Here is a 17,817-nt window from a genome sequence, read left to right as displayed (position 1 = left end):
CCGGCGCCGTTCTGCTGATCCAGCTGGGTATCGCCGTCGGCACCTGGGCCGCCACCAGCCCCTTCCGGCCACTGGTCGATGCTCAGCAGGACCAGGTCACCCAGCGCACTACACCTCGCCGGGGTTGTGCGCCCCTCGCCCAGAGATGGTTCCGGCATGCCTCGTCCGATCGCGCCCTTCGCACTGCAACCCGCCGACGTTGTTACGCTTCAAGGTTGGCTGCGAATGAATACGCTGGCGCAGAGCCTTGCGCAGCGGGCTGCAGATATTGCTTTTGCTCAATGATGGGGGACGTCCATTGCCATCTGGGGGCAGTTGCAGATCACGACACCGACCGTGTTCAGTGGCCAAAGCGCTATCTGGAGACGGGCACGGAGAGCCTGAGCGACCTGCCGCGCAGCGGCCAGCCTTTGAAGCTGGGCGCTGAGAAGGTGATTGATGTGGACGGGCTCTACCTGAGCCCTCCGGACAACGCCATGGTGCTGTGTGTTGACGAAAAAACTTAGTTCCAAGCACTGGATTCTACCCAGCCAATGCTGCAACTTCGGGCTGGGCAGGCCGAGCGACGACCCCATGATTACAAGCGCCATGGCACGGCGAGCCTGCCGAGTTGGATCTCCATGTGATCCAGGACAACGGTTCAACCCACAAAACCGCAGCGAACAGGGCCTGGCTGGAAAAACATCCACGTTTCAAGCTGCACTTCACGCCGACCAGTGCGTCCTGGCTGAACGCGGTGGAAGGCTGGTTTTCACGGCTGGAGAGACGCGCGCTGTATCGAGGTGTCTTCACCAGTGCACTGATCTGAAAGTCGCGATCCGCCAGTTCATCACTGCTCATAACGAACATTCAGCCAAGTCGTTCAAATGGACAAAAAACGCAGCGACCACCATCAGCTCGGTACATATGCCAAAGCTGAGCGTGATCAAAAATAAGCTAATGAATTAAGCGCTCAGGACGCTAGCGCGAGAGATGCGGAAACAATCTTTGCGCACATACCCTCCTCCAGAAATCGGCGAGGCTAGGGTCTGTATGAAAAGCCTTGAGACGAAGGTCAGGCAAGGCGAAAACTGCCGAGGAACGGTCGTATTCGCGCTCGACTTTACGGGTTGAAAAGAGCATTCCGACCGGGCTGGCACACCAGGCTGTTTTCAACGCAGCATCACCGAGTATCACGGTTTTCTTACTGCGCCTAGCAACTGCTTGCCCCCATCAACCCTGGAGCGACATCCAAAAACCTCCACATTTAAGATGCGTCTTATAGCGCCCGGCCCGCCCTCAGCCTATGACTTAACGGGCACACGTTCTCCACCCTCCACTAGCGACGATCGATTCCCTTCCTTGAAAAGGCACCTTTATGAGTGGCACGCACACTAAATCACAACATGCGTTTATCGTTAAAACACTTCACGATGCTGAGCAAGAATTAATCAAGCGCGTCATGACATCAATCCATGACGCTGAGTCAGCCGCCAATGCCAAATTCAAAGCCGAGAATATACGATTCGATCATCACTCGCCCGCCAATGCCGAATACTTGATGCTCGTTATTTTCGCATTCCTCTTTGATCGTCTTCATGGCGGCGATCGCGCCGCTGGAAAACTCATATTGAAAATGGAGGCCAATCGCCTGGGAGTAAGCACCGATCTCTCCCAGGACACGATCCAGGAGTAAAACCCCATGACCGCGACAACGTGAGGTAGCCAGGGCCGCTGCGCTGCACTCTGCGGCCGGCGCTGCCCCCCCCATGGCACAAGTTCCTCGCCAACATTCGCGAGAACGACGCCATCGCCCACGTAGTGCGCTGCTTCGAAGACGAGAACATGATCCACGCCTCCAACAACGTCGATCCCAAGCACGACGCTCAGGAGCCTCCGCTGGCAACGCTTTACGCCGCCAAGCTCAGCGTATTCAGGACTGCCCTGATTAGCCTTTCGCCACTCCCGTCACCTGCTTCATGCGCTCGCTGGCCGGTGCCGGGCGCCCACAGAAGTACCCCTGCACATGCGAACACCCTTCGGCCACCAGCCTTTCCAGTTGCTCTGCAGACTCTACCCCCTCGGCAGTGATATTGATCATCAGGCTTCTGGCAAGCTCGGTGATCGCGCGGATGATCGACAGGGCCTCGGCACTTTCACACATATCGTTAACGAACGACTTGTCAATCTTGATCCGGTCGAACGGGAAAGCACGCAGGTAACCCAGCGACGAGTAGCCAGTGCCAAAATCGTCGAGGGCAATCCCTACCCCAAGGTCTTTCAGCTCGCGCAGAACCCGCGCATTTTCGTCAGTCTGGCCCAGCAGTACCGACTCGGTAATTTCCAGTTCCAGCCGCTGCGGGGCCAGCCCGGAGTCCGACAGTGCCAGAGCTACAGTGCGTATAAGCCCGGCATTCTTGAATTGCACAGGGGACAAGTTAACCGAGACACTCTCCTGCCCCTCCCAGGTAACAGCCTCCTGACAGGCAAGGTTCAAGGCCCGGGCACCAAGCTCGTGGATGAGCCCGGTCTCCTCGGCTACCGGAATGAAATCCATTGGCATGATCATGCCGCGGCTCGGGTGTTCCCAGCGCATCAGCGCCTCATAGCCAGAAATTGTGTTGCTCTGCAGATCCATGATCGGTTGGTAGTGCAACTGCAACTGCCCCTGGTGCAACGCCTTACGCAGGTCGGTTTCGACCAGGCGGCGCTTGTGCGCGGCGTCATAAAGTCCAACGTTGAAGCATTCATAGCGGTTACGGCCATTTCGTTTGGCTTCGTAGAGGGCCATGTCAGCGTAACTGAGCAGCTGCTCAGCGCTACCATGATCCTCAGGCGCGCAAGCAATACCAATGCTCATGCCGACAGAGAACTGATGACCTTCGATATGGAAAGGCGGCTCGATCACTTCGATCAGACGCTGTGCCGCAGCGCGGGCTGACTCTGAGGAATCCAGTTCCGCAAGGACCACCGCAAACTCATCTCCGCCCAGCCGGGCCAGCGTGTCCGCATCGCGCAGCTCATCGCGCAAGCGCTTGCCCAAGGCTCGCAGCAGCTTGTCGCCGAAGCCATGACCAAACGAGTCGTTGATATTCTTGAAGTTATCGAGGTCCAGGCACAGTATCGCTGTGAGCCTGCCGCTCCCTGCCCCCTGAGCGAGCGCCTTCTCGAGGCGCTCGTTGAACAATGTGCGGTTGGGCAGTCCAGTGAGCGCATCATGGTGAGCCATGTGGTGTATCTGCGCGTGCGCGGCAAGCTCGTCGGTTGCATCCTCGGCAATGAAAAGGACGTAGTCTGCCTGCTTGCCCATGTTCTGACTCAGGAGCGCGCGGCTTCTCAATGTGCGCCAACCGATGGCCGTCTGTACGCGGGTCTCGGCGGCGTAGCCCTTGACCGTGCAGGCCCCCCGCGTCAATTGCTCTTCTAGAAACTCAGCCGCGCCCGGCAATGCACACTCCTGTGGCAACCGACCCACAAGTTGCGCATTTACCCCGCTGAAAAGCCGATCTGCATGCTTGTTGGCCAACAGCACACGTCGGCTAGCGAGGTCCTGGACGATGACGCAGGCGGGGATATTAGCGATCACAGAGTCGAGAAACTGCGAGAGGTTGCCCATTTCTTGACTGTACTGCTCGGCTAACTGCTTGGCCTGCAGCACTTCCAACTCACTACGATAGCGCTCGGAGATATCCCGGGTGATCTTCGCAAACCCCACCAGTACCCCATCATCGTCCCGTACTGCTTCGATCACGACATGTGCGCGCAGAAAGCTGCCATCTTTGCGTAAACGCCAGCAATTATCCTCGAATCTGCCAAAAAGACGGGCATGTTCAAGATTGGCTGCCGGCACGCCATCAGTGCGATCCGCCTCGGTGAAGAACATCGAATAATGCTTTCCGACCACCTCACTGGCTTCATAACCCTTTGCACGCTGCGCGCCGGGGTTCCAGTTAGCGACCACTCCGTTGGGCAAGAGCAAATAGATCGCGTAGTCCACCACACTTTGCACCAGCAGCCGATACATCACATCAGAACTAGCATCCATCAACATACAGTACCCCCAGCACAGCGAGAACATTTCCAAAAGCTGGCTTCATGATGGTGTGTGAAAAGGCTTTTAGAGGGCGCTCGCGCGCCCTCCCTGTGACCATCCATGACGAAGTCACGCCGTTCTGGCTTGTCGAACACGACTGTCCGCCCACGGCCCGCACATCGCTGCCGCCGGATGACTGGCTGGGCTTTCTTTGCGCGCGACGCCTGTGCGCTTCTGGATGGGTACTGCTGAAGGTTCTCGCAGCATGTCGAGCGTCGGCAGATCCACTTTGAGCAGGCGCGCAGCGGTACTGCCGGCGATCGTCGCGTTGGTCTGGGTGGGTGAAGCGTATGCGAGTTGGCCCGCCAGGTTCATCACCAGACAGTCGCGAGCGTATACGCCCCCCCACAAATGATAAATTGCAGCAACCAGCCCCCGCAGTCGAAAAGGCAGGCGCCAGCGAGCGCGCAAGGCCGAGCCGAATGGCGCGCCATAACGGTTTAGCGACACCTGCACCATGTCGTCGTCCAGTTCGCCACCCAGTGTGCGCCATTGCTGCAAGCTTCGAATCACCGCAAGATCACCCAAGCAATGCAGCAGACCTGCGTAATAGCAACGCGCTTGGTCTACGTTCAACATGCCCGCCAGGGTGTGGGCGAACTCGGCAACCTGCAGCGACAGGTTCAGAAAATGCTCAGCGTGCCGCGCCAACAGCGGATCGCTCAGGCGCGCGCTACGTTTCAGTTCCAGCCCCATGATCAGGCTCAGACTCTGGGCACTGCCCAGTCTGTTCAATGCCTGCGGCAAGGTCTGCACAGAGCCATCACAGTGTGCTTCCGCACTGTTGGCGGCGGCGATGAGCACTGCAGTTAGCTGCGGGTCCTGGCACAACTGCTGCTCGAGCCTGCCCAAGTCCAGCTCCTGGGCATCTGACGTATTGAGCACGAGCCTACTCACATCGGCAAACAGCGGACCACCATCGGTACTTGCGCGGCGCTGGTCCAGAAAGACCGATAGGCTGACGCCGGGCTGCACCGCAGGTGTCGAGCAGCCAATCTGCCGGCCGACTTCAAGCAAAAGCCCCTCGAGGCGTATGCGCAAGCTGTCCAGGTTAAGGGGTTTACCCAGGTAAGCGGTGGGACTGTACGGCAGCGCTTCGCGCACGCTGGCAACATCAACATGCTCGCTCATGAGAATGAACGGCAACTGCGGTTTGTCACTATTACCGCGCACATTCCGCAGCAGATCCAGGCCGCTGATACCCGCCAGCTCTCGCCCTGCGATGATCACATCTGGATCCGTCGAAAATGCCGCAAGGGCTTGAGCGCCATCCTCACAAATCTCCAGATGAGCATCGCCGCGAATGCTAAGCAGCATTTGCCGCAGCATATCTCGCACCGAAGGATCGCCTTCTGCGATAAGAATTCGTGGAGCGAGGTCATCTTTAGCGTTCATTGGTAACTCTCAAGTGTCCGAGCACGTCATCCAGTAGTTCAAGACATCCATCAGAAAGTCGCGATGCCTGTTGTCCTGAGTGGAAACCTGCCCTGCACCGAGGGAAGCAGGACCATGCTTGTGCGGGGTAAGCGGCAAGGAAAGCGTGACTGACGCTTTACCTGGCTGGAGGCCTGAAAATGAGGAGCGCGCGGCAAAACTGAATGGCTAGTGGATAGCCTAAGCAAGATGGCCCTTAGGCAACATAAGAAGGATCTTAAACTCCAAAAAAACGAGAATTCCACGAGATAGCGCTGTCAATCACGCGAAGAAACGTTTAAGCATCGTAAGACAGCAGCTTTGCGCACCGGTTCTGCGACGGCGTCCAGATCATGCTTTGAGCCAAGAGCAGCAGCTGAAGAGCGTCGCGGGCTGCGCGACAAATGTGCCTGGATGCCAGGCATGAATCTGAACAGTATGGGTTTAAAGCTTCACGATGCAGGCTACCGCAAGCAGGTGGCGCCAAGATCCTGCCCCTGATGTACATGGTCTACCTGATCTGTTAGGCACCTAGGTGAGCCGATTCATTGCCGTGATGCACGGATGGCACGTTGAGAGTAAAGGCTTCGATGCCCCTGAGCTAACCGCCAGCGCTGCCCAGGGCGCGATGACGAAGCATGTCTGCTTGCATGTCTGATATTCAGACCACGACCGAACCGGTGGTCAGGCAGCGCTACGCCTGCTGCGGATGCCGTGGGCATATCGACCCTGCGCAGCGCTACCAACTGGCGGCTGGCGGGTCGAAGCTGAGTACCAGGCATATGGAAAAGCCAAAAAGGCCCGGCTCATGGCTCGCACCGAAGAAGCTAGGTCCGGCATCATTTTTTGGCCTGAGGAGGCTCAAATGGCACACACAGAAGGAATTGATCGTCTGCTTCGCCTGCCGGACGTACTCCGGATCACTGGCATGGGCCGCAACACGGTGTACACACGAATAAAGGAAGGCACCTTCCCAAAACAGGTTAAGATAGGGCCGAAATCCGTTGCTTGGCGCCAGTCTGAATCAACGAATGGATGGCCTCGCTGAACCCCAGCAGCGACCAATCAGTACACTGATCAGTACACCCAGACGCAAGATCAAGCTCAAGCCCTTACCCCACAAGCTTTACAGGTCCACTAGTGGAAATTTTCAAAGAGTTCACCTTCGAGTCCGCTCACCGCCTGCCCCACGTCCCCGAAGGACACAAATGCGGTCGCCTGCACGGCCATTCGTTCAAGGTCGCCCTGCACCTGACCGGCCCGCTCGACCCGCACACCGGCTGGATCCGTGACTTCGCCGAGGTCAAGGCGATCTTCAAGCCGATCTACGAACGGCTCGACCACAACTACCTGAACGACATTCCCGGCCTGGAAAACCCCACCAGCGAAGTCATCGCCAAGTGGATCTGGGAACAGGTCAAGCCGCTGCTGCCGGAGCTGTCGAAAGTGCGTATCCACGAGACCTGCACCAGCGGTTGCGAATACACCGGCGACTGAACCTGCCAGCGTCTGCCCGTGCGAGAGCAGCCTTGTGCTGCTCCCGCACAGGTGCTAACCGATGGCATCGCGTAGAAAGCTCGGGGCGATGTAGCGCTGGTAGTGCGCCTCCGACAACAGGAAGAACTCCCGGTCGATGGCATCGCGCAACTGCGGCAGCTCCCAATCGCGGAACTCCGGCAGCAGGGCCATGCCGTAGGCTTCCAGGTCACGGATCATACGGGCACCGCGGGCGATCAACTGGTAGGCCCAGCAGTATTCGGACTGGTGTGCAAGAAAGCGGATCGAGCGCTGTTCGAGCTGCTCGCGCAAACGGTCTTTGTCGAACACTTCAAGCTTGGCCATCATCACCTGCACCAGCAACTGCTCCAGGCGCAGCCAGACTGCTCGCTTCTGCTCCTCGTCATAACCGTTCCAATTGATCACTTCATGGTGAAAGCGCTTGCAGCCACGGCAGACGGTGTCTCCGTAGACAGTTGAGCAAAGGCCGACGCAAGGGGTCTTGATGGACTGATTGGACATGGAAAAACAACGGCTTGGCGGTGGAACACGGCTTCATGTTAGCCCTTTGTCTAACCGGGGTCACTCGTTAAAGTCATCGTCGGCAACTTACCTTCCGTGCTTTTTTGCCGTAGAATCACCCCGCCTTTTCAAGGCAACAATGTCCGTTGGAAGCTGTTTTCAAAGCGTCACGAGCACAGTTCATCCGGTAGAACGGTGTTGGCCCAGGTCATGCCCCCTCGCATGACCCGCGCCAACCCCTCATCAACGCTCCGTTCTACAGGCGTAAAACTTTGAAAGCAGCTTCTGTAAGGATTCTCTGCGACCCTGGCTGGACGGCTCAAAAAGCCGTGATCCGCGCATGGGTGCAGGGAATGCTGGATGAGCGTCCCGGACTCCCTTTAGGGACCACTGATGAGGGTAATAACTGTGCTTGAAGCCTACCGCAAACACATCGAAGAGCGTGCCGCCCTGGGTATCGTGCCCCAGCCGCTGAACGCCGAACAAACTGCAGGCCTGGTCGAGCTGCTGAAAAACCCGCCGGCCGGCGAAGAAGCCTTCCTCGTAGACCTGATCACCAACCGCGTTCCGCCAGGAGTAGACGAAGCTGCCTACGTCAAGGCCGCGTTCCTCTCCGCTGTCGCCAAGGGCGAAGCCAAGTCGCCACTGATCGACCGCAAGCACGCCGTTGAACTGCTGGGCACCATGCAGGGCGGCTACAACATCGAGACGCTGGTCGCGCTGCTGGACGACGCCGAACTGGGCGCCGTCGCGGGCGAACAGCTCAAGCACACCCTGCTGATGTTCGATGCCTTCCACGACGTGGCCGAAAAAGCCAAGGCCGGCAACGTACACGCCAAGGCCGTCCTGGAGTCCTGGGCTGCCGGCGAGTGGTTCACCTCGCGCCCAGCCATCGCCGACAAGTACACCCTGACCGTATTCAAGGTGCCAGGCGAAACCAACACCGATGACCTGTCCCCTGCCCCGGACGCCTGGTCGCGCCCTGACATCCCACTGCACGCCCTGGCCATGCTGAAGATGGCCCGCGACGGCATCGAGCCTTCGCAGCCAGGTTCGGTCGGCCCACTGGCCCAGATCGAAGCGGTCAAGGCCAAGGGCTTCCCGGTTGCCTACGTCGGTGACGTGGTCGGCACCGGCTCCTCGCGTAAATCCGCCACCAACTCGGTGCTGTGGTTCTTCGGCGACGACATCCCGTACGTGCCGAACAAGCGCGCCGGTGGTTTCTGCTTCGGCACCAAGATCGCCCCGATCTTCTACAACACCATGGAAGACGCCGGCGCCTTGCCGATCGAATTCGACTGCACCAACCTGGCCATGGGCGATGTCATCGACGTCTACCCGTTCAAAGGTGAAGTCAAGCGTCACGACAGCGGCGAGCTGGTCACCACCTTCGAACTGAAAACCGAAGTGCTGCTGGACGAAGTCCGCGCTGGCGGCCGTATCCCACTGATCGTCGGCCGTGGCCTGACCGAAAAAGCCCGTGCCGAACTGGGCCTGGGTGCTTCGGACCTGTTCAAGAAGCCAGAACAGCCTGCCGACACCGGCAAGGGCTTCACCCTGGCACAGAAGATGGTCGGTCGCGCTTGCGGCCTGCCGGAAGGCCAAGGCGTACGCCCGGGTGCCTACTGTGAACCGAAGATGACCACCGTCGGTTCCCAGGACACCACCGGCCCGATGACCCGTGACGAGCTGAAGGACCTGGCATGCCTGGGCTTCTCCGCCGACCTGGTCATGCAGTCGTTCTGCCACACCGCGGCCTACCCGAAACCGATCGACGTCAACACCCACCACACCCTGCCGGATTTCATCCGCACCCGTGGCGGCGTGTCCCTGCGTCCAGGCGACGGCATCATCCACAGCTGGCTGAACCGCATGCTGCTGCCTGACACCGTCGGCACCGGCGGCGACTCGCACACCCGCTTCCCGATCGGCATCTCGTTCCCGGCCGGTTCCGGCCTGGTCGCCTTCGCCGCTGCCACCGGCGTCATGCCGCTGGACATGCCGGAGTCGGTACTGGTGCGCTTCAAGGGCAAGCTGCAACCGGGCATCACCCTGCGTGACCTGGTCCACGCCATCCCTTACTACGCCATCCAGAAGGGCCTGCTGACCGTCGAGAAGAAAGGCAAGAAGAACGCCTTCTCCGGCCGCATCCTGGAAATCGAAGGCCTGGACGAGCTGACCGTCGAGCAGGCGTTCGAGCTGTCCGACGCCTCGGCCGAGCGTTCGGCTGCCGGTTGCACCATCAAGCTGCCGGAAAAGGCCATCGCCGAGTACCTGCAGTCGAACATCACCCTGCTGCGCTGGATGATCAGCGAAGGCTACGGCGACGCTCGCACCATGGAGCGCCGTGCACAAGCGATGGAAGCCTGGCTGGCCAACCCTGAGCTGCTGTCGGCCGACGCCGATGCCGAATACGCCGAGATCATCGAAATCGACCTGGCCGACGTCAAGGAGCCTGTGCTCTGCGCGCCGAACGACCCGGACGACGCCCGCCTGCTGTCGCAGGTACAAGGCGAGAAGATCGACGAAGTGTTCATCGGTTCGTGCATGACCAACATCGGTCACTTCCGCGCTGCCGGCAAGCTGCTGGACAAGGTCAAGGGCGGTATCCCGACCCGTCTGTGGCTGGCGCCGCCAACCAAGATGGACGCCCACCAGCTGACCGAGGAAGGCTACTACGGCATCTACGGCAAGGCTGGCGCGCGCATGGAAATGCCAGGCTGTTCGCTGTGCATGGGTAACCAGGCACGTGTGCAGACCGGTTCGACCGTGGTCTCCACCTCGACCCGTAACTTCCCGAACCGTCTGGGCGATGCCACCAACGTCTACCTGGCGTCGGCGGAGCTGGCTGCAGTCGCATCGATCCTCGGCAAGCTGCCGACCGTCGAAGAGTACCTGCAGTACGCCAAGGATATCGACAGCATGGCTGCCGACGTCTACCGCTACCTGAGCTTCGACCAGATCGCCGAGTTCCGTGAAGCGGCGGCCAACGCCAAGATCCCGGTGGTTCAGGCGTAAGCCGAGCAGTCGGTTGTAAATGAAAAGCCCCGGTAGAAATACCGGGGCTTTTTCGTGGCTGGGCGATTGTGGAGTGAGTGGAGGCCCTATCGCCAAACCCAGGGTTAGAAGGCGTCGCCAGGCACCCTCACCCACCCTTCCATCAACACCCGCGCACTGCGGCTCATGATGGCCTTGGTCACCGTCCACTGTCCGTCTATCTGCTGCGCCTCGGCGCCCACCCGCAGGGTGCCGGACGGGTGACCGAAACGCACCGCACTGCGTTCGCCGCCACCTGCGGCAAGATTGACCAACGTACCCGGAATCGCTGCAGCCGTGCCGATAGCCACCGCCGCCGTCCCCATCATGGCGTGATGCAGCTTGCCCATCGACAGCGCCCGCACCACCAGGTCGATATCGCCAGCCGCCACCGCCTTGCCGCTGGAAGCGGTGTAAGACGTAGCGGGCGCGACGAAAGCGACCTTTGGCGTGTGCTGGCGGCCAGCGGCCTGATCGATGTGCTCGATCAGCCCCATGCGCACCGCACCATGGGCGCGAATGGTCTCGAAACGCGCCAGCGCGGCGGCATCGCCATTGATCGCATCCTGAAGCTCGGTACCGGTGTAACCGATGTCGGCGGCATTGACGAAGATGGTCGGGATGCCGGCATTGATCAGCGTCGCCTTGAACGTGCCGACACCCGGCACCTCGAGGTCGTCAACCAGGTTGCCGGTAGGGAACATCGCCCCACCGCCCTCGCCGTCTTCATCGGCTGCAGGGTCGAGGAACTCCAGTTGCACTTCCGCTGCCGGGAAGGTCACGCCATCGAGCTCGAAGTCGCCGGTTTCCTGCACCTCACCCTCGGTGATCGGCACGTGGGCAACGATGGTCTTGCCGATATTGGCCTGCCAGATGCGCACGGTCGCCATGCCGTTACGCGGAATGCGTGCCGGATCCACCAGGCCACTGGCGATGGCGAACGAACCGACGGCCGCCGACAGGTTGCCGCAGTTGCCGCTCCAGTCGACGAAGGCCTTGTCGATGGCGACCTGGCCGAACAGATAGTCGACATCGTGATCGGCCTTGATGCTTGGCGAAAGAATCACGGTCTTGCTGGTGCTGGAAGTCGCACCGCCCATGCCGTCGATCTGCTTGCCATAGGGGTCGGGGCTGCCGATCACCCGCAACAGCAGGGCATCGCGCGCAGGGCCTGGCACCTGGGCACGCTCGGGGAGGTCTTGCAGGCGGAAGAACACGCCCTTGCTGGTGCCACCACGGATGTAGGTGGCGGGGATTTTCACTTGCGCTACAGATGCCATGAGCACTCATCCTTCAAGGCCCCACACGTCCCCTGTGGGAGCGGGCTTGCCCCGCGATGGCGTAAGAACAGACAGCGATATTGCTCCTGCTGACGCAATCGCGGGACAAGCCCGCTCCTACAGGGTGAAGGCGGGGTTCAGGTCATTAGGCCGTCGCTTCGAGGAAGTCCTGGGCAAAGCGCTGCAGCACCCCGCCCGCCTCGTAGATCGACACTTCTTCAGCGGTGTCCAGACGGCAGGTCACCGGCACTTCGACACGCTCGCCATCGCGGCGGGTCACCACCAGCGTCAGGGTTGCGCGCGGCGTGCGCGCACCGACCACATCGTAGGTCTCGCTGCCGTCCAGGCCCAGGGTCACGCGCGTGGTGCCCGGCTGAAACTCCAGCGGCAACACGCCCATGCCGATCAGGTTGGTACGGTGGATGCGCTCGAAGCCTTCGGCGACGATCGCCTCGACGCCCGCCAAACGCACGCCCTTGGCCGCCCAGTCCCGCGACGAGCCCTGCCCGTAGTCGGCACCGGCGACGATGATCAGCGGCTGCTTACGCGCCATGTAGGTCTCGATCGCTTCCCACATGCGCGTCACCTTGCCTTCCGGCTCGATGCGCGCCAGCGACCCCTGCTTCACGCTGCCGTCTTCCTTGCGCACCATTTCGTTGAACAGCTTGGGGTTGGCGAAGGTCGCCCGCTGCGCGGTGAGGTGGTCGCCGCGGTGGGTGGCGTAGGAGTTGAAGTCCTCCTCCGGCAGGCCCATCTTCGCCAGGTACTCGCCAGCAGCGCTGTCGAGCATGATGGCGTTCGACGGCGACAGGTGGTCGGTGGTGATGTTGTCCGGCAATACCGCCAGCGGACGCATGCCGCGCAGGGTGCGCTCACCGGCCAGGGCGCCTTCCCAGTAAGGGGGGCGACGGATGTAGGTGCTCATCGGGCGCCATTCGTACAGCGGCGCAACCTTCGGCCCCTTGTCTTCCTCGATGGTGAACATCGGGATATACACCTGGCGGAACTGCTCGGGCTTGACCGAGGCACGCACCACTGCGTCGATCTCTTCGTCGCTTGGCCAGATATCCTTCAGGCGGATTTCCTTGCCGTCGACCACACCGAGCACATCCTTCTCGATATCGAAGCGGATGGTGCCGGCGATGGCGTAAGCCACCACCAGCGGCGGCGACGCCAGGAACGCCTGCTTGGCGTAGGGATGAATGCGCCCGTCGAAGTTACGGTTGCCCGAGAGCACTGCAGTGGCATAGAGATCACGGTCGATGATCTCCTGCTGGATCACCGGGTCCAGTGCGCCAGACATACCGTTGCAGGTGGTGCAGGCGAAGGCAACGATACCGAAGCCCAACTGCTCGAGCTCCTGCTCCAGGCCCGCCTCTTTCAGATACAGCTGCACAGCCTTCGAGCCCGGCGCCAGCGACGACTTGACCCAGGGCTTGCGCACCAGGCCGAGCCGGTTGGCGTTGCGCGCCAGCAGGCCGGCGGCGATGACGTTGCGCGGGTTGCTGGTGTTGGTGCAACTGGTGATGGCGGCGATGATCACTGCACCGTCAGGCATCTGTCCTGGCACTTCTTCCCAAGCCCCTGCAATGCCCTTTGCCGCCAGATCGCTGGTGGCCACGCGGGCGTGGGGGTTGGACGGGCCGGCCATGTTGCGCACTACACTCGACAGGTCGAAAGTCAGCGTGCGCTCGTACTCGGCCTTGGCCAGGCTGTCGGCCCAGAGGCCTGCGACCTTGGCGTAGGTCTCGACCAGTTGCACCTGCTGGTCGTCACGACCGGTCAGGCGCAGGTAGTCGATGGTCTGCTGGTCGATGGCGAACATCGCCGCGGTGGCGCCGTATTCAGGTGCCATGTTGGAAATGGTGGCGCGGTCGCCCAGGGTCAGCGCCCGGGCACCCTCGCCATGGAATTCGAGGTAGGCGCCAACCACTTTCTGCTTGCGCAGGAACTCGGTCAGGGCCAACACCAGGTCGGTGGCGGTGATGTTCGGTGCCAGTCGGCCGGTCAGCTCGACGCCAACGATTTCCGGCAGACGCATCCACGAGGCGCGACCCAGCATGACGTTCTCGGCCTCAAGGCCACCCACGCCGATGGCGATCACGCCCAGGGCGTCCACATGCGGTGTGTGGCTGTCGGTGCCGACGCAGGTGTCCGGGTAGGCCACGCCGCGATCGCTGTGGATCACCGGCGACATCTTCTCCAGGTTGATCTGGTGCATGATGCCGTTGCCCGGCTGGATCACATCAACGTTCTTGAACGCCTGCTTGGTCCAGTTGATGAAGTGGAAACGGTCTTCGTTGCGTCGGTCTTCGATGGCGCGGTTCTTCTCGAATGCCTGCGGATCGAAACCGCCGCACTCCACGGCCAGCGAGTGGTCGACGATCAATTGCACCGGCACCACCGGATTGACCTGGGCCGGATCGCCGCCCTTGTCGGCGATGGCATCGCGCAGGCCGGCCAGGTCGACCAGGGCGGTCTGGCCGAGAATGTCGTGACACACCACGCGCGCCGGGAACCAGGGGAAGTCGAGGTCGCGCTTGCGTTCGATCAATTGCCCGAGCGAGGCGTCGAGGGTGGCCGGATCGCAGCGGCGCACAAGGTTTTCGGCGAGCACGCGGGAAGTATAGGGAAGCCCGTCGTAGGCGCCGGGCTTGATCGCCTCGACCGCCGCGCGGGTGTCGAAATAGTCCAGGGTGGTGCCTGGCAGGTTCTTGCGGTATGCGGTGTTCATCATGGAATCAGGCTCGTTCACAGGATTCGGAAGGTTTCACCGCCCCTGTGGGAGCGGGCTTGCCCGCGAATGCGTCAGCAGGTGCGAAGCGGTTGCCCGAACGGACGCATTCGCAGGCAAGCCCGCACCCACAGGGGAAACGGGTTGCCTCTCTATATCTATTCAGCGCTTGTCGATCGGCACGAACTGGCGCTGCTCGACGCCGGTGTACTCGGCGCTCGGGCGGATAATGCGGTTGTTGGCACGCTGTTCGAACACGTGCGCCGCCCAGCCGGCCAGGCGCGAGCAGACGAAGATCGGGGTGAACAGCTTGGTCGGGATGCCCATGAAGTGATATGCCGAGGCATGGTAGAAATCGGCGTTGGGGAACAAGCGCTTCTGCTCCCACATGGTCTTGTCGATGGCCTCGGACACCGGGTACAGCACCTTGTCGCCCACTTCGTCGGCCAACTGCTTCGACCAACCCTTGATCACCTCGTTGCGCGGGTCGGACTCTTTGTAGATGGCGTGGCCGAAGCCCATGATCTTGTCCTTGCGCTCAAGCATGCGCAGCAGTTCGGCAGCGGCCTCCTGCGGGCTCTGGAAGCGCTCGATCAGCTCCATCGCCGCCTCGTTGGCGCCGCCGTGCAGCGGGCCGCGCAGCGAGCCGATGGCTGCCGTGACGCAGGAGTACAGGTCCGACAGGGTCGAGGCACAGACCCGTGCGGTGAAGGTCGAGGCGTTGAATTCGTGCTCGGCGTAGAGGATCAGCGAGACGTTCATCACCTTCACGTGCAGGTCGCTGGGCTTCTTGCCATGCAGCAGGTGCAGGAAGTGGCCACCGAGGGTGTCCTCGTCACTGCTGCAGTCGATGCGCACACCGTGGTGGGTGAAGCGGTACCAGTAGCACATCACCGCCGGGAACAGCGCCAGCAGGCGATCGGTCTTGTCGCGCTGGGCGTCGAAGGTCAGCTCCGGCTCCAGGGTACCGAGCACCGAGCAACCGGTGCGCATCACATCCATTGGATGGGCGTCGCGCGGAATACGCTCGAGCACTTCCTTGAGCGCTTGTGGCAGGTCGCGCAGGCCCTTGAGCTTGTGCTTGTAGTCGGCCAGCTCGGACTTGCTCGGCAGTTCACCATAGAGCAGCAGGTAGGCGACTTCCTCGAACTCGGCGCCAGCGGCCAGGTCGCGCACATCGTAGCCACGATAGGTCAGGCCGGCACCGGCCTGGCCGACGGTCGACAGCGCGGTCTGCCCGGCCACCTGGCCACGCAGGCCGGCACCACTGAGTACTTTTGCTTCGGCCATGGTGTTTCTCCTTTCTTGAATTTGTTATGAAGTCGTTCTGGCTAATCTGCAGCGATCGCATCGGCCCTATCGCGGGACAAGCCCGCTCCTACAGAGGACTGCGTGATCCTTGTGGGAGCGGGCTTGCCCCGCGATGGGGCCGACACCGCCGGCATGGCTTACCCTTTCTTCTGCGCAAACAGCGCATCGAGGCTCTGCTCGAACGCGTGATAACCAATGGCATCGTAGAGCTCCATGCGAGTCTGCATGGTGTCGATCACATTCTTTTGAGTACCGTCGCGGCGCAGGGCGGCGTAGACGTTCTCGGCAGCCTTGTTCATGGCGCGGAACGCCGACAGTGGATACAGCACCAGCGATACATCGACCGACGCCAGCTCGTCGGTGGTGTACAGCGGCGTGGCACCGAACTCGGTGATATTGGCCAGGATCGGCGCCTTCACCCGGTCGGCGAAGGTCTTGTACATCTGCAGCTCGGTGATGGCTTCGGGGAAGATCATGTCGGCGCCGGCCTCGACGCACGCCTGGGCACGGTCCAATGCCGCATTCAAGCCTTCCACCGCCAGGGCGTCGGTACGCGCCATGATCACGAAGCTGTCGTCAGTACGCGCATCCACTGCCGCCTTGATACGGTCGACCATCTCCTGCTGCGAGACGATCTCTTTGTTCGGCCGATGACCACAGCGCTTGGCACCGACCTGATCCTCGATGTGAATGGCCGCAGCGCCGAACTTGCTCATCGAGCGCACCGTGCGGGCGACGTTGAACGCCGAGGCACCAAAGCCGGTGTCGACATCCACCAGCAGCGGCAGATCGCACACATCGGTGATCCGGCGGACATCGGTCAGCACGTCGTCCAGCCCACTGATGCCCAGGTCCGGCAGGCCCAGGGAGCCGGCAGCGACACCGCCACCGGACAGGTAGATGGCCTTGAACCCGGCGCGCTTGGCCAGCAGCGCATGGTTGGCGTTGATGGCTCCGACTACCTGCAGCGGATGCTCGGCGGCTACGGCGTCGCGAAAACGCTGACCGGGGGTGCTCTTCACAGTCATGACTCACCTCGTGGGCTGTTGTTGTGGGCGTCCTGGTAGTGACGCTCGATATTGCGCTTGGACGCACCGATATGGCGGCGCATCAGGAGTTCGGCCAGCTCGCCGTCACGGTCGGCGATGGCATCGAGTATGCGGTGGTGTTCGGCGAAAGCCTGGCGCGGACGGTTGGGGGTGGCCGAGAACTGGATGCGATACATGCGCACCAACTGGTACAGCTCGCCGCAGAGCATCTTGACCAGGGTCTGGTTGCCGCTGCCCTGGATGATTCGATAGTGGAAGTCGAAATCGCCTTCCTGCTGGTAGTAGCCAAGCCCAGCCTGGAATGCCGCATCGCGCTCGTGGGTGTCGAGCACCTGGCGCAGTTCGTCGATCTGGGCCACTGTCATGCGCTCAGCGGCCAGCCTGCAGGCCATGCCTTCGAGCGATTCGCGGATTTCGTACAGCTCTATCAGCTCGGCATGGTTGAGCGATACCACCCGCGCACCGACATGCGGCACACGCACCAGCAGGCGCTGACCCTCGAGGCGATGAATGGCCTCGCGCAGCGGGCCGCGGCTGATACCGTAGGTGCGGGCCAGCTCCGGCTCGGAAATCTTGCTGCCCGGGGCGATATCCCCCTTCACGATGGCCGCCTGGATGCGCCGAAAGACATTCTCTGAAAGCGTTTCGGACTCATCTGCAACCGGTGCGAGGGCCTGAGGGGCTTCAAGCATGATTGTCGACACCTTGTAAATTGATAGCGCCAAAACTAGCCAAATGAAGGCGCATAGTCAAAGACAAAAACAACATTGTCGACAATTGTCTAATAACGAACTTACCGCGCACTGTCGCGGTCTCATCGCAGCGCGCTGGCGTCAAGACGTCGGCGTGATAGAATGCCGCGCTTCCCAAGGATTACGGATAGTGTGCCTGTCATCATTTCAT

At 61.2% G+C, this 17,817-nt stretch carries 12 protein-coding genes and 2 pseudogenes; 6 read left to right on the top strand and 8 right to left on the bottom strand.

What is annotated here, in order from left to right:
• The first annotated feature begins 156 nt into the window (after nt 1–156).
• From AC2CGW_RS15780 to ychF, 3 genes and pseudogenes are all read left to right on the top strand, one after another.
• Nucleotides 157–948, top strand: a pseudogene (locus AC2CGW_RS15780) (transposase).
• Between the two features lie 409 nt (nt 949–1,357).
• A complete protein-coding gene (locus tag AC2CGW_RS15775; RefSeq protein WP_186709259.1) occupies nt 1,358–1,675 on the top strand; it encodes a hypothetical protein in 318 nt (105 codons plus the stop codon).
• Nucleotides 1,676–1,752: 77 nt separating this feature from the next.
• Nucleotides 1,753–1,896, top strand: a pseudogene (gene ychF / locus AC2CGW_RS15770) (redox-regulated ATPase YchF); the annotation flags it as partial.
• Nucleotides 1,897–1,927: 31 nt separating this feature from the next.
• Here the strand turns inward: ychF and AC2CGW_RS15765 are convergent.
• Both AC2CGW_RS15765 and AC2CGW_RS15760 read right to left on the bottom strand, forming a co-directional pair.
• Nucleotides 1,928–4,030 (bottom strand): putative bifunctional diguanylate cyclase/phosphodiesterase, encoded by a 2,103-nt coding sequence (locus tag AC2CGW_RS15765; protein WP_186669536.1) that lies wholly within the window; start codon nt 4,028–4,030, stop codon nt 1,928–1,930.
• Between the two features lie 111 nt (nt 4,031–4,141).
• Nucleotides 4,142–5,467: an HDOD domain-containing protein gene (locus AC2CGW_RS15760; RefSeq protein ID WP_484574271.1), complete on the bottom strand. Its 1,326-nt coding sequence runs from the start codon at nt 5,465–5,467 to the stop codon at nt 4,142–4,144.
• A 727-nt stretch (nt 5,468–6,194) separates the two neighbouring features.
• On the opposite strand from AC2CGW_RS15760, the gene AC2CGW_RS15755 reads away from it, so the two are divergent.
• Both AC2CGW_RS15755 and queD read left to right on the top strand, forming a co-directional pair.
• On the top strand, nt 6,195–6,533 hold the full coding sequence (locus AC2CGW_RS15755) for a helix-turn-helix transcriptional regulator (RefSeq protein ID WP_484574270.1): 339 nt from the start codon (nt 6,195–6,197) through the stop codon (nt 6,531–6,533).
• A 92-nt stretch (nt 6,534–6,625) separates the two neighbouring features.
• The gene (gene queD, locus AC2CGW_RS15750) at nt 6,626–6,982 is read left to right on the top strand and encodes a 6-carboxytetrahydropterin synthase QueD (RefSeq protein ID WP_065864423.1); all 357 of its coding nucleotides are present in this window, start codon (nt 6,626–6,628) and stop codon (nt 6,980–6,982) included.
• Between the two features lie 54 nt (nt 6,983–7,036).
• Here the strand turns inward: queD and AC2CGW_RS15745 are convergent, their stop codons facing one another.
• Complete coding sequence (locus AC2CGW_RS15745) at nt 7,037–7,504, bottom strand: DUF1289 domain-containing protein (protein WP_186669542.1); 468 nt, start codon at nt 7,502–7,504, stop codon at nt 7,037–7,039.
• Between the two features lie 408 nt (nt 7,505–7,912).
• Here AC2CGW_RS15745 and acnB point away from each other — a divergent pair, with 408 nt between their 5' ends.
• Complete coding sequence (gene acnB / locus AC2CGW_RS15740) at nt 7,913–10,522, top strand: bifunctional aconitate hydratase 2/2-methylisocitrate dehydratase (protein WP_186719815.1); 2,610 nt, start codon at nt 7,913–7,915, stop codon at nt 10,520–10,522.
• Nucleotides 10,523–10,626: 104 nt separating this feature from the next.
• On the opposite strand, the gene prpF is transcribed toward acnB, so the two are convergent.
• From prpF to AC2CGW_RS15715, 5 genes are all read right to left on the bottom strand, one after another.
• Nucleotides 10,627–11,820 carry a 2-methylaconitate cis-trans isomerase PrpF gene (prpF, locus tag AC2CGW_RS15735; RefSeq protein WP_426353168.1) on the bottom strand — a complete coding sequence of 398 codons (1,194 nt, stop codon included), beginning with the start codon at nt 11,818–11,820 and terminating at the stop codon, nt 10,627–10,629.
• Nucleotides 11,821–11,965: 145 nt separating this feature from the next.
• The gene (gene acnD / locus AC2CGW_RS15730) at nt 11,966–14,554 is read right to left on the bottom strand and encodes a Fe/S-dependent 2-methylisocitrate dehydratase AcnD (protein ID WP_288375581.1); all 2,589 of its coding nucleotides are present in this window, start codon (nt 14,552–14,554) and stop codon (nt 11,966–11,968) included.
• Nucleotides 14,555–14,716: 162 nt separating this feature from the next.
• A complete protein-coding gene (prpC, locus tag AC2CGW_RS15725; protein WP_484574269.1) occupies nt 14,717–15,844 on the bottom strand; it encodes a bifunctional 2-methylcitrate synthase/citrate synthase in 1,128 nt (375 codons plus the stop codon).
• A gap of 158 nt (nt 15,845–16,002) precedes the next feature.
• Entirely contained in the window at nt 16,003–16,893 is an 891-nt protein-coding gene (prpB, locus tag AC2CGW_RS15720) for a methylisocitrate lyase (RefSeq protein WP_186669548.1), read from the bottom strand.
• Nucleotides 16,890–17,606 carry a GntR family transcriptional regulator gene (locus AC2CGW_RS15715; protein ID WP_186669550.1) on the bottom strand — a complete coding sequence of 239 codons (717 nt, stop codon included), beginning with the start codon at nt 17,604–17,606 and terminating at the stop codon, nt 16,890–16,892. The genes prpB and AC2CGW_RS15715 overlap by 4 nt, the downstream gene beginning before the upstream one ends.
• Between the last annotated feature and the right edge of the window lie 211 nt (nt 17,607–17,817).

This window comes from Pseudomonas sp. SYWMCR5 (assembly GCF_057197165.1).
Note: the sequence above shows the minus strand (reverse complement) of the source record. Positions and strands in the feature narration are given on the sequence as shown.

Bases quoted from the DNA above. Each gene is read 5' to 3' on its own strand.
- prpC (WP_484574269.1), bottom strand. From the start codon at position 15,844: ATGGCCGAAGCAAAAGTACTCAGTGGTGCCGGCCTGCGTGGCCAGGTG.
- AC2CGW_RS15765 (WP_186669536.1), bottom strand. From the start codon at position 4,030: ATGTTGATGGATGCTAGTTCTGATGTGATGTATCGGCTGCTGGTGCAA.
- AC2CGW_RS15755 (WP_484574270.1), top strand. From the start codon at position 6,195: ATGCCGTGGGCATATCGACCCTGCGCAGCGCTACCAACTGGCGGCTGG.
- prpB (WP_186669548.1), bottom strand. From the start codon at position 16,893: ATGACTGTGAAGAGCACCCCCGGTCAGCGTTTTCGCGACGCCGTAGCC.
- acnD (WP_288375581.1), bottom strand. From the start codon at position 14,554: ATGAACACCGCATACCGCAAGAACCTGCCAGGCACCACCCTGGACTAT.
- prpF (WP_426353168.1), bottom strand. From the start codon at position 11,820: ATGGCATCTGTAGCGCAAGTGAAAATCCCCGCCACCTACATCCGTGGT.
- AC2CGW_RS15775 (WP_186709259.1), top strand. From the start codon at position 1,358: ATGAGTGGCACGCACACTAAATCACAACATGCGTTTATCGTTAAAACA.
- AC2CGW_RS15715 (WP_186669550.1), bottom strand. From the start codon at position 17,606: ATGCTTGAAGCCCCTCAGGCCCTCGCACCGGTTGCAGATGAGTCCGAA.
- AC2CGW_RS15760 (WP_484574271.1), bottom strand. From the start codon at position 5,467: ATGAACGCTAAAGATGACCTCGCTCCACGAATTCTTATCGCAGAAGGC.
- AC2CGW_RS15745 (WP_186669542.1), bottom strand. From the start codon at position 7,504: ATGTCCAATCAGTCCATCAAGACCCCTTGCGTCGGCCTTTGCTCAACT.